The 12,702-nt window shown below is 54.7% G+C and carries 5 protein-coding genes, 4 pseudogenes and 1 other annotated feature; of the genes and pseudogenes, 8 read left to right on the top strand and 1 reads right to left on the bottom strand.

Going from position 1 to position 12,702, the window contains the following annotated elements; translation table 11 throughout:
• Window positions 1–26 precede the first annotated feature (26 nt).
• A pseudogene (locus FIV09_RS20005) lies at window positions 27–1,129 on the bottom strand (IS3 family transposase).
• Between the two features lie 342 nt (window positions 1,130–1,471).
• On the opposite strand from FIV09_RS20005, the gene FIV09_RS20000 reads away from it, so the two are divergent.
• The 8 genes and pseudogenes from FIV09_RS20000 to FIV09_RS19965 all read left to right on the top strand — a co-directional run bounded on the left by FIV09_RS20000 (window position 1,472) and on the right by FIV09_RS19965 (window position 12,537).
• Complete coding sequence (locus FIV09_RS20000; protein WP_152453395.1) at window positions 1,472–2,473, top strand: PleD family two-component system response regulator; 1,002 nt, start codon at window positions 1,472–1,474, stop codon at window positions 2,471–2,473.
• 181 nt (window positions 2,474–2,654) lie between these two features.
• A pseudogene (locus FIV09_RS19995) lies at window positions 2,655–2,888 on the top strand (transposase); the annotation flags it as partial.
• Window positions 2,889–3,116: 228 nt separating this feature from the next.
• Window positions 3,117–4,478 (top strand): IS110 family transposase, encoded by a 1,362-nt coding sequence (locus tag FIV09_RS19990; protein ID WP_152453393.1) that lies wholly within the window; start codon window positions 3,117–3,119, stop codon window positions 4,476–4,478.
• A gap of 9 nt (window positions 4,479–4,487) precedes the next feature.
• Window positions 4,488–5,387: pseudogene (locus tag FIV09_RS19985) on the top strand (IS3 family transposase); the annotation flags it as partial.
• 363 nt (window positions 5,388–5,750) lie between these two features.
• Window positions 5,751–6,827 carry a calcium-binding protein gene (locus tag FIV09_RS20735; RefSeq protein ID WP_152453391.1) on the top strand — a complete coding sequence of 359 codons (1,077 nt, stop codon included), beginning with the start codon at window positions 5,751–5,753 and terminating at the stop codon, window positions 6,825–6,827.
• Window positions 6,828–8,099: 1,272 nt separating this feature from the next.
• A complete protein-coding gene (locus FIV09_RS19975; RefSeq protein WP_152453389.1) occupies window positions 8,100–9,719 on the top strand; it encodes a cytochrome c peroxidase in 1,620 nt (539 codons plus the stop codon).
• 237 nt (window positions 9,720–9,956) lie between these two features.
• Window positions 9,957–11,185 (top strand): annotated as a pseudogene (locus FIV09_RS19970) (IS3 family transposase).
• Window positions 10,238–10,354, top strand: a sequence feature (AL1L pseudoknot). (Overlaps the previous pseudogene by 117 nt.)
• A gap of 656 nt (window positions 11,186–11,841) precedes the next feature.
• Window positions 11,842–12,537, top strand: coding sequence for a hypothetical protein (locus FIV09_RS19965; RefSeq protein WP_254702479.1), 696 nt, complete (start codon window positions 11,842–11,844; stop codon window positions 12,535–12,537).
• Window positions 12,538–12,702 lie beyond the last annotated feature (165 nt).

The following is a 12,702-nucleotide window of genomic DNA, read 5'->3' as shown; positions in this document are numbered from 1 at the left end:
CCGTTGTCAGAGTTTCCGCCCTGCGATCAGGTGCACGGGCTGGTGTCGTGCGCTGATTTCATCAACTCCGCCGGGACCTTGTGCCCGACGGCGCTGTGCGGCCGTTCCTCATTGCAGTCTCTACGCCAAGCCTCCAACTTTTCCGCCGCATCTACAAGGCTCATGAACCAATGGCAGTTCAGGCATTCTGCCCGGAATCGTCGATTGAACGCCTCGATGAAGGCGTTGTCCGTCGGTTTGCCTGGCCGAGTGAAGTCGAGGGTCACGCCGCGCTGGTAGGCCCAGAGGTCCATATCGCGTGAGATGAACTCGCTGCCCTGATCGACCCGGATCGTGTCCGGATATCCGATACGACGGCACACCTGGTCGAGCGTAGCCACCACGTCTTCCCCACGGTAGCTAAACCGCACATCGAGCACCGGCACGTAGCGGGAGAAGGTCTCGACAACGGTCAGAATCCTGATCTTCCGCCCCGTTGCGAGTTGGTCATGCACCAAGTCCATGGCCCAAACGTCGTTCGGCCCGACGGCTTCCGCCCGATCCTCCCGAAGCTTCGCCTTCACCCGGCGCTTCGGCGTCTTGTTCCAGAGCTGCATGCCCAACTCCTTGTAAATGCGGTAGGTCTTCTTCGCATTGATCTCTCAGCCCTCGCGCTTCAGCAGCACGTGCACCCGCCGATATCCGAACCGGACACGGGTCTGGCAAATCTTCCTGATCCGCTGTTCCAACGCGGCCTGTCCGGGCCGACGAGACTTGTAGCGGTAGGTCTTGGGATCGAACCGGATCACCGCACAGGCCCGGCGGATCGAAACCTGCCAATCCGCCCGCATCTCATCGACCTGCGTCCTCTTCCGGGCAGGCCTCAGAGCTTTCGCTTAATGACGTCCTGCAGCATCTCCTTGTCTAGCGACAGGTCAGCGACGATCTTCTTCAGCCGCGCATTCTCCTGCTCCAGCTCGCGAAGCCGCTTTATCTCCGACGGCATGAGCCCCGCATACTTCTTCTTCCAATTGAAGAAGGTCGCCGAACTGATGCCCGCCTTCCTGCAGACTTCCGCGACAGACGTCCCGTCCTCCGCCTGCTTGATGATGAACGCCTTCTGCGCGTCGGTGAACTTCGATGCTTTCATGCGTTTCCGCTCCTCTCCCAGCCAAGGCTTCGATGCGGAAAACTCTTACCAAAATCGGGGGCGTTTCAGGGGATCACATCACGCTCCTCTCCCAGCCTGGGAAACTTAGCGGAAAACTCCAGCTTCAACCAATCCATTTCCCGGGGGCAGAGCGCAACCCACTCGCCATAAACACGAGACTAACGAAAAATGACATGTCAAGTTTTCCATAGCGCCTCCTTCAGTTGTCGCCGCTATCACGCCAGAGTTACTCGTTTTCAGACATAATTTTTCACTAAATCGGTCTAAAAAAATCATAATTCACGTGCCTTAATAGCAGTCCGATGTCGAAGGAAATCGAAGATGCGCATACTTATTGTAGACGACGATCGACTATTTTTGGAGTTGGTTTCTGTCAATCTAGAGAAAAAGGGTCTGGCTGATCTCACGTTCGCCGTGTCCGCCGAAGACGCCCTGAAGGTGATCGATAAGCAGATTGTACCATTCGATTGCGTCCTCTTGGATATTGTAATGCCCGATATAGATGGCATCGAACTATGTACCAATTTGAGGCAGCGACCGGAATACCGTACCACGCCCATCATAATGATTACGGCATCCCAGTCAGCTAAACAAATGGATTGCGCTTTCGAAGCAGGCGCCACAGATTTTTTACGAAAACCACTTGATGATATAGATCTTACTGGCCGGATCCATGCGGCAATGCTTCTGGTGGAAGCCTTACGGAATGAGAAAAAAAGCCGCAAAGCACTTCAGGCTGTTTTTGATCGTAGCTCGCAATATGACTTGATTGATCCAAACAAGCGAACTTGCTTCCCTGATGCCGAAGGCATGCTGGACTACTTCCAGTTTGAGAATAAGATACTACAGCTAGTGGAAGGTAGCTATCAGGCCGCACTGTACCGGATAGATATGACTGACGTGTTTCGAAGTCTGAGACGGCATCCATCGCAAAATTTAGTCGCATTTTTACATATGTTTAGCAAAGAACTTGGCAACATCAGGCTAAAGAAGTCTTTCTGGTACTCCTATATTGGATCTGGTCGCTTTATTTGCTGTGTTATCGGTCGACTTCCCGTTAATGCAACATCTCTTGATGAGCAGATCGATGAGATTATCCATAAAACATATCAGACAGCCAACTATCTGAGTTCCGACACTTCTTCGATTACTAAAACGTCACTCAACGAACAGCGAATCGTTTCTAGGTCGACTCTTCTTGGTCTTATTCGGAGTGAATTTCAGTCAGCAAGAAACTCCGTGCTTCAAGGCTTGCCGGAGGTACGGATGATCGAAGATAATATTTTCGCGCAAATCTCTGAGGCAATGACTATCAATTCGTAACCTCAGCGGGCCAAGATAGTTCCATTGAGCCGACGGCCTGAAGCAACGATTATAGTCAAGATTCGTCAAGAATCTTCGATCCGCTCAAGATCATACTCAGCCATTAATCGCTTGCACTCGACTGAATAGCCCCGTGTATCGTGGACGCCTTCTTTGCTAATTTTGAGGCAAGGAGGCCATGATGAGCAGCACCAAGTTCAGCGACGAATTCAAGAGAGACGCGGTCGCGCAAATCACGGAGAGGGGCTACCCGGTCAGGGAGGTGGCTGAGCGTCTGGGCGTGAGCCAATACTCGCTCTACTCCTGGAAGAAGAAGTTCGCGAAGGCGTCATCGGGAGAGGTGGAGAAGGACACGGAGATCCGTCGGCTCAAGCGTGAGCTCCTGAGAGTGACGGAGGAGCGTGACATCCTAAAAAACCGTTCCGGTCCGCAGCCCGCCTGTGCGCGGTAGTAACAGCCTGTGCTACGCTTCGCCCGAAGGGCAGTTGCCGATCGCTTATTGGTGGGCTGGACCCCGTTAAAAAACGTGGCACATGGGCTGATGCGCACTTGAGAGTGGTGACGCCGCCATCGCGGCGATCCCGGTTAGGAAGATGACGAACTTGCATGGCCCACGCTCTTCGCCTTGAACGGAGGAGAAGCCATGACGAAGCATAAGACCGGCGACCACCCGGACCTGAAGTTGGTCAACCCTCAGGCGGCCGCGATCGACATCGGCTCGACGATGCACATGGCGGCTGTGAACCCTGACGCCGATATTATGCCAGTGCGTGCTTTCGGGACATTCACTCAGGATTTGCACGACCTTGCCGACTGGTTCAGGTCCTGCGGCGTCACCAGCGTGGCCATGGAATCGACCGGCGTCTACTGGATACCGGCCTTCGAGATCCTGGAGGCACATGGCTTCGAGGTTATTCTCGTGAATGCCCGCTATGCCAAGAACGTGCCAGGTCGCAAAACTGATGTGAGCGATGCGGGATGGCTGCGCCAGTTGCATTCCTACGGCCTGCTCCGTGGCAGTTTCCGCCCTGAAGCGGAGATCACCACCTTGCGCGCCTACATGCGCCAGCGAGAGCGTCTGACAGAATATGCCGCCGCGCATATCCAACATATGCAGAAGGCGCTGATGGAGATGAACCTGCAGCTGCATCACGTCGTGTCCGACATCACCGGCGCAACAGGCATGCGGATCATCCGTGCCATCGTCGCCGTCGAGCGCGATCCGGAGGTTCTCGCCGCTCATCGTGATCTGCGCTGCAAAGCGTCCACCGAGACGATCAAAGCCGCGCTGGTCGGCAACGACCGTGAGGAGCATGTCTTCGCGCTTACTCAGTCTCTGGAACTTTACGACTTTTACAAAGCACAGATCGAGGTGTGCGACCGAAGGCTGGAGGCGGCGGTTGGAGCGCTTACTGTCCGGGCAGACGATGATCTGGCTCCGCTGCCGAAGGCACGGATCAGAGGCAGGCAGCAAAATGCACCGTCCTTCGATGTTCGGGCCGCACTTTACGGGGTGTTGGGCACGGACCTGACGCAGATCCACGGGCTTGGGCCATCGCTGGCTCTGAAGCTTGTGGCCGAATGCGGCACGGACCTGTGCGCCTGGAAAAGCGCCAAGCACTTCACGTCGTGGCTCTGTCTGGCCCCGGGCAACAAGATCTCTGGGGGTAAGCTGCTGTCCTCTCGGACACGCCGATCCTCCAGTCGTGCCGCTGCACTCTTGCGTCTGGCGGCAGTCACGATTGGCCGAAGCGACACGGCATTGGGCGCGTTCTATCGGCGGCTGTCATCACGCATTGGCAAGCAGAAGGCGGTCACGGCGACAGCGCGCAAGATCGCAGTGCTGTTTTACAACGCTGTGCGGCATGGCATGACCTATCAAGATCAAGGCGCCGCAGCCTACGACGAACGACACAGGCAACGTGTTCTCTCAAATCTCCAGCGGCGCGCCAGGATACTGGGTTACGCCTTGGCGCCCATGCCAGAACAGCAGGCTGTTTCTTAGGAAGGCGACCGCGTATTTCGCCAGGGATGCAAAGTGAGATACGCGTTCGTGGCCGAGCATCGCGGACAGTTTTCTGTCAGGGCCATGTGCCGTTGCCTGCGCATACAGCCGAGCGGGTTCTACGCGTGGCTGAAGGCGCCGCTGAGTAAGCGAACTCAAGAAGACAAGCGGCAGACCGAGATGCTGAAGGAGGCGTGGATGGAAAGCGGCAAGGTCTACGGCCACCGCAAGCTGCATGACGACCTTCTCGAGCAGGGCGAAAGCGTCTGCTTGAACCGTGTTGCCCGCCTAACGAAGCTCGCCGGCATCAAGGCGCAGATCGGCTACAAACGCCGACCGGGAAAACATGGCGGGAAGCCTTCGGTGGTCGTCGACAACACGCTCGACCGGCAGTTCGACGTGGCGACACAGGATACGGCTTGGGTGACCGACATCACCTACATCCGCACGCAGGAAGGCTTCGCCTATCTTGCCGTGGTCATCGATCTGTTCTCGCGCCGTGTCGTAGGCTGGGCGATGCAGAGCCGCCAGACGACAGACGTTGTCCTGCAAGCGCTGCTGATGGCGACATGGCGGAGAAAGCCCAAGGGGAAGGTTCTGATCCATTCGGACCAGGGCAGCCAATTCACCAGCATGGACTGGGCCGCGTTCCTTCAGGCACATAATCTGGAGCATTCTATGAGCCGCCGCGGAAACTGCCATGACAACGCGGTTGCGGAGAGCTTCTTCAACCTGCTGAAGCGAGAGCGGATCAGGCGACGGACCTACCGAACACGCGAAGAGGCCAGACAGGATGTGTTCGACTACATCGAGATGTTCTACAACTCGAAGCGCAAACACGCCCGGAACGGAATGATGTCGCCGGTCGACTTCGAGCGGCAGCAGAAACTGAGACACGAAGGCGTCTAAGAAACGCGGGGCTATTCAAGCAGCGCCTCAAGCGCGACCTTAGCCTTGAATTGATCTGTAAACTTCCGGCGTTTCTCCTTCTCGTATCCCTCCAAAAGGTTCAGGATACACCTTAGCCAACCGTCCGAATTTCCGGGACCACTTCACATAGCTCTTCCAAAACGAATCGATATGCACACTACCCTGCAAACCTACACCAGGATTAAACTGACCTTTTCAGTTTCGCGTGCAGTATCGAGGCTAATTTGGCATCTTTGTAAGCATTGTTTCGATTTCCTACGATATAGTTAAAAAAGTCAAAATTTTAGAGCTTTCGTGGCGGTTGTGTGGCAGGAATGCGGCGGGGAAATTTTGAGGTTTGACATGGAATATCTGTTGCTGCTTCTAGTAGGTTTTTCGGGTCTCGCTTTCTTAGGGGGAGGAGATAACGATAGCTCGTCAGATGACGACCGCTCCTCCGACGATGGAGGCGATCCGGCCCTGAATGGAGATGACACTGCTGGCGGTGGTGGTGAAGGTGACGCTGCTGGCGGTGGTTCGGGCTCTATCGAGGATGTCTTGTTTGGCACAGAGAATGCAGATGATCTCGAGGGGACCGACGGTGAAGACACTGTCGTTGGAGATGAAGGCGATGACACGATAGATGGTGGCGCCGGTCATGATGTCTTGGATGGATCATCAGGCGATGATCAAATCTTTGGTGGTGATGGGGCAGACTCGTTGTTCGGCGCTGACGGGAACGATCAACTCGACGGTGGGAACGGCGATGACCTTGTTGCAGGCGAAGATGGCGATGATCAGGTTCAGGGTGGTTCGGGAGACGACCAACTCTTTGGCGACGACGGGAACGATGAACTCAATGGCGGAGATGGCGATGATGAACTCGTTGGCGGTGTAGGGAATGACACGATAGAGGGGGCTTCAGACAACGACTCCCTTTTTGCGGGCAGTGGAAACGACATCCTGGATGGTGGAGACGGAGACGATTTCCTCAGAGGCAATGAAGGTGAGGATACTCTAGAAGGAGGCTCTGGGAACGACATCCTTTGGGGCTACACAGACGGTGAAAACGACGAAAACTTCCGCGGGTCGGATATCATTGACCCTGACACCATCAATGGTGGAGAAGGCTTTGATCAGATTATTTTGGGCAGTGGTGACACAGCTACTGGTGGCCCGGGCGGAGACTCCTTCTTTACCGGTACCTGGGTAGATCCGACGTCGCCCCCAGTTATCGAGGATTTTGAAAGCGATGACGTGTTGCTAGTCGTTCATTCCGAAGTTGATGGACTTGGTGGAGATCTGACGACTGAGGTCGACCTGGCCACTGGAGATACCCGCGTGCTAGTCGGTGACCAAACGGTGGCCTTGATCCGTGCAGGAGCAGTCGCTGTCGATCCATCTCAAGTCGGGTCGCTTGCAAGAGCCAACTTCGTATAACTCTATCCAAAAGGAAGAAACCTATGCTTCGTCTTATCGCAGCTACTGTGGGCTTTGTGGCTTTGTCGACACTTCCTGGCTTTGCACTTACAGAGCCGCCGTCTGAGCCAAGCTACGATCGTCCCAGCTTTGACCGCACACCTGAGCCTCCGTCTCACAATGCCAATCCGCCTGAGCCGCCTTCTCATGGTGGTAACGACCCAAGGAAACCGCCGCGAAAAGTCTCCGTGCCACCGGAAGAACACGTCGTAGTTTGTGAAGTCGAGAACCATGAACTGGTTGTTAGATTCACGCGGAACGTAGAACCTCGATTCTATAAAGAAGGGATCAAGTTTTGTAAGAAACAGCATCCCATTCAGCCAGCAAAGCTTCGGTGTGTGAATGATGATGGAGATCGCAAGATCCTTGCAAGCAAGAATTCGTCTAGTTATGCACAAAGGCAGGCTAACCGCTTTTGTATGTGCGTCTGGGGTTTGGACTAAAAGCAACAATAAAGTCGCTTGGCTTTCTCAATAATTCTGGCTGGTGTTCTCTCGCAACGTCGGCCAGTAGCACGTTTTCACGTGGCGTTTCTGAGTAGTGTTTGGTGCCTCAATTGCACATGTCAAACTAAATTCAAAAAATAGTTCATTATCCACTTCCATCTTCACCTGAAGCTTTATGGTGTTGAGCTACTTAGCAAATTGAGTCTGTTACTTGTTGTTAGGCATTCGAACTTCAGAGGCGTAATCGGAAACCTTGGTGTCGCGAAGTCAGAATGCGAGAGAGGCATCAATCCACTTGATCTATTGTAATTCTGGCGCCTCGCGTTTTGCTTTTTAGTGCAGATAAAGTCGAATAGACTGTTAAGAATCGAAATACACAGTCAAAAAAAGGGGGCATATTCGAAGCCCCCGCCACTGGGGCGAGTGTGGCGAGGGCACTGGGTTGTGTGTGCTGTGAACACACATGCATAATACTCAAAGAAATCGATATGCCAAGCGCTTTTTCTTCAACCGTAAGTTACCTAGGAAGCTTCGGCGAGAGGCATCATAAGGCTTTCGGTTATTGCAAACTGCAAATCTATTCGCTCGTGTTTAGACTGTGACGCCTTATGTCGAACAGACTGTTTCCCAATTGACTATAAATACGAGGTGTCGACTGTAGTAGAAAAATCAGGCTTGGATATAATCATGTGGCAAATGAAATGCCTCTAACCAGTTAAAGTGTCCTGTGTATAATCTGCTTGCGTGATTGCGATCAAACAAGCCGAGTTTCCTTTGGGGTAAATGATTGAAAAGTGAAAAGCTGCCGGTGCGAATAAAACCGTACATTTTCGGCCTTGTGTTAGCTGTGATTGCGGCGATTACAGCCAACGCGGATACGTTATCTAAACTACCGAAGGCACCTACCGCCAGCGAGTTCCCAGTAGACGATCCACTTCTTGTGATGTTGGGGCAGAAGTTGTTTTATGACCCAATATTAAGCGGCAACAAGAACATCTCCTGCGGGACATGCCACAACCCGTTGCTGGGCACATCCGATGGATTGTCTCTCGGTTTGGGCGAGGGCGCGATAGGTCTTGGCTCGGCCCGTCGCATCACGGAAACAAACATCAATCGCCAGCGTATCCCACGCAATGCACCGGCGCTCTGGAACAAGGGCAGTGATACGTTTCGCGCATTGCTACACGATGGTCGGGTCATGATCGATCCAGATGAACGCTTTGGAATCAAAATGCCGTCCGGTCGTGAACTCGAGCGACCCGTGAATAGTCTCCTAGCCGCACAATCCTTGTTACCCATTCTTTCCGCTGATGAGATGGCAGGACATCCCGGTGAGAATAACATTGGCAATGCTGTCAATGAGGAACGTATTCACGGACCTCAAGGTGCTTGGCAGCTGCTCGCCGACCGCGTCTCGGGTATCCCTGAATACCGCATTTTGTTCGAATGGCTGCACGGCCCTGACCACGCGCTGCACATAACGGATATTACGAATGCCATAGGCGCATTTGTCGCGTTTGAATTTAGGAGCACGTCTAGCCCATTCGATGCTTTTCTCGCGGGCGACGAAAACGCTTTGAGCCCCGCACAAGTAGCTGGTATGGAACTGTTCTACGGCTCGTCTGGGTGCAGCGCGTGTCACTCGGGCAAATACCAGACCAGCCAAACCTTCCAATCCATCGGCCTGCCCCAGATCGGTCCTGGCAAAGGTCAAAAAGGAGAAGACACCACTGACAAGGGGCGGTTTCTTGTCACGGGGGAGCAAGATGACACTTATAAGTTCCTGGTGCCGAGCTTGCGCAACGTAACGCTGACCGCACCTTATGGACATGATGGCGCCTACCCGTCACTGCGAGAGATCTTGGCGCACCACCTGAACCCCTTGGAGCGCCTGATGGATTATCAGATCTCGCAGGCCAGGCTCTTCGATGTTCCCCAATGGCGACAAAATGACCGAGCAGTGATGGATGACATCAATGAACTTGTCCGGATCGGCGCAGCGATTGATGTTCGTCTTCCATCCTTAAGCTCCAACGAACATGATAACATCATCGCCTTCTTGGGCGCCCTCGAGGACCCCTCGGCGGCAAGAGGGCGCCTAGGTGTTCCCGATCGCGTACCTTCTGGATTGCCTGTAGAAAGCATTGAAGACGTCTCTTCAATTTCCACGTGGGAGAATGCCGGATTGAGTGAGATTGACAACGAAGCTCCGATAGCAAAAGTCATCGCTTCGGCAGCAAAGATGCGTTCGGGCCCGAGTACGAAAGACAGCGCCATTGCCGTGCTGATGCACAATTATATCGTCGATTTGCTCGACACGAGCAAAGTTGGCTGGTGGAAGGTCAGTACTCATGACGGAATAGAGGGCTTTGTCGCCTCTAGCTTGCTCGAAAGAACTGAGCCTTAATGATCGCTACCAGATTTCAATTATTTCGAGTTTGGAGCTGATTAGCGATCAGCCTCGCTGAGGCCGCAGACGGCCTTTGCGACTGTTTCAGTGACGTCGGCTCAGCGTACTTTTTAGTCGCAACTTGATATAATCGACGGCTCCGAATACGCGGCCGTGACATGAACGCCTTGTATTGACTGACCGAACCGCGCCGGGGTTGCCGGAGGCTCCAACTCTTGAGTAGGATGGAGCATCATGAGCCAGACCAGGAACATGTTTTCCCTTGAAGTGCCTGAGCGTGCCGTGCGGATGGTCCGCGACGGCGCGGGGCAGCATGGATCTCGCTGGCACGCGATCACGTCGATTGCCGCGAAGGTCGGCTGCTCGGCGAACACGCTGAACGACTGGGTTAAGAAGGCGGAAGTCGATAGCGGCGAGAGCGCAGGTATTCCCAGCGAGATAGCTGAGAAGATGAAGGCGCTGGAGCAGGAGAACCGAGAGCGCCGGCAGGCTAACGACATACTTCGCAAGGCCTCGGCGTTTTTTGCGATGGCGGAGCTAGAACGCCGGTCGAAGTGATGGTGGATTTCATCGAAGCGCATCGTGGCGCGCACGGGATCGAGCCGATCTGCGCTGTGCTGCCGATCGCCCCTTCCACCTATTACGATCACCTGGCGAAGCGGGCCGATCCGGCTCTGCGTTCGTATCGTGCGCGTAAAGACGAGGCTCTGCGGCCCGAGATCCGGCGCGTCTTCGAGGAAAACTGGCGCGTCTACGGCGTCCGCAAAGTCTATCACCAATTGCGCCGCGAGGGGTTCGACGTCGCCCGCTGCACGGTGGCACGTCTGATGAAGGACATGGATACTCAAGGTATCATCCGTGGGAAGCCGCACAAGACGACGATCCCGGACAAGAATGCGCCGTGCCTCTTGGACAAAGTGAACCGCGAATTTCGCGTACCCGTGCCCAGCATGCTCTGGGTCAGCGATTTCACCTATATCGCGACCTCGAAGGGGTTCGTGTATGTCGCCTTCGTCATCGATGCCTACGCGCGCAAGATAGTCGGTCGGCGCGCCAGCACATCAACGTAGACTGGTTTCGTCCTCGATGCGTTGGAACAGGCCGTCCATGATCGGCGGCCTACGAAAACCATGGGTCTCGTTCACCACAGCGATCGTGGCTCGCAATACGTGTCCATTCGCTACACCGAGCGCCTCGCTGACGCAGGCATCGAACCATCGGTCGGAAGCGTCGGCGACAGCTATGACAATGCTCTCGCCGAGACCATCAACGCCCTCTTCAAAGCCGAGGTCATTCACCGCCGCGGCCCATGGCGCAGCTTCGAGGCCGTCGAATACGCCACGCTGGAATGGGTCAACTGTTTTGGCAACCGCCGTCTTCTCGAGACCATCGGGAACATCCCGCCGACCGAGGCAGAAGCCAACTTCTACGCGGCTGTGAAAACCAAAGACATGGCCGCATAACTAACTAAAATCAGCCTCCGGAAAACCCGCGCGGTTCAAACCCTTACCAGAGATGGGGTCAAGTCCAATCGGGATAAAACTATCTCAGTTGGTGGAACACTTCATTGGAGGCACTCAAATGCGTCGAAACAATATTGCGATGAAAATCGCGGGTGGAACGACAATGAGACAAGCGGCGGAGGATGTGGTCAATTTCAGCCCATCTTAGTTCATTCGCGATTTCAAGCGCATTTATGGGCAATCGCCGCGACAATGGGGTTAGGCGCAGCAGCTGCCGATGGGTTTTGCATGACCACGCTCAAGCTAGCAAAGAGCGGACTTTTTTCCACCCAGCTGACACCGCAACTTCTAGCGCACGAGCGGCCGAAGTGCCGTATGGATTTCAGTAATAAAAGCAATTTTCAATGAACGTTCTCGCGACATACGCCGCAATGCAGCAATGATCCAGCTGCAACAGCGAGTGAATGCGGCGTCAGCGACAGTCGCAGCTGCACAAGCCTGAGCTGTCCTGTGAATAGCGCCTTGGCCAAGTTAATAATGCGCACCGATCAATAACGTTCTTCTCAACATAAACTTCATTATGCGATTTTATACTTAGTGTTGCGATAGTATACTATCGTATGTATGCTGAACTCCTCTCACGGAGGATCCTCAGCATGCGCCATTTACTCAAGAAGCTCCTCTCCCCGGCCGCCGTCGCTTTGACCGTGACAAGTTTCGCGCTGCCGGCACCCGCCCGCGCGCAGACATACCCGATCGACTGTGCGATCCTCTTATGCCTGTCTGGCGGCTGGCCTGCATCTGTCCCGTGCGCCCGGGCCCGCGCCGAATTCATCAGGCGGATCAAGCCCTGGCCGGTGGAACCGCCACTGCAAATCTGGCGCTGTCCCATGGGCGCCTCCTATGAGAACGATCGGCCATCAAACAACGCTGGCCGCATCTTTGAAGCCTTGTACCAAGCGGACAGCCGTCGACCGCTCCAATCCTTGCCAGTCGACGATCTCGCTCCTACCGACCAGGCACTCCGGCTCGTTCAGGATCGCGCGGACATCGATATCAGCGGACCTGAGTTCAACTTCGTGCGGTCCATCCGAGTCTTTGATGTTCGCTATGCCCGGCAGCATGAATCCGGTCGTGACGGCGACTGCAATCGCAGCGCGACCGTGGTCATCGGCACTTACGGAACCCAAGGCGATTTCTCTTGGCAGAGGTCTTCCGTAACTGCCCTACCCTCAGTTCATGAGGGTCTTGAAAGATGGGGCCAGAATTGCCCCAGTATCTATCATCGATCCGTCTTCGTCGATTGGCGTGACTATGAAGGCACCTACGGGTTCGAGCAGGTGAATTACTAGCGCCGACAAAGACAGTATTGTCATAGAACCGCAGTAATTTAATCTTGCTGCGTCACTCAATTACCGGCCGTTCGCTGATGTCGGCGCCAAGGTCCGGGGAGCGGACCTTGCCGACCTTCGAAGAATGGCCGCTTCCGGCGAGAGGCAAATTCGGCTCAAGCTGCA

Origin of the sequence: Roseivivax sp. THAF197b (assembly GCF_009363255.1) — a bacterium.
GTDB lineage: Bacteria > Pseudomonadota > Alphaproteobacteria > Rhodobacterales > Rhodobacteraceae > Roseivivax.
Note: the sequence above shows the minus strand (reverse complement) of the source record. Positions and strands in the feature narration are given on the sequence as shown.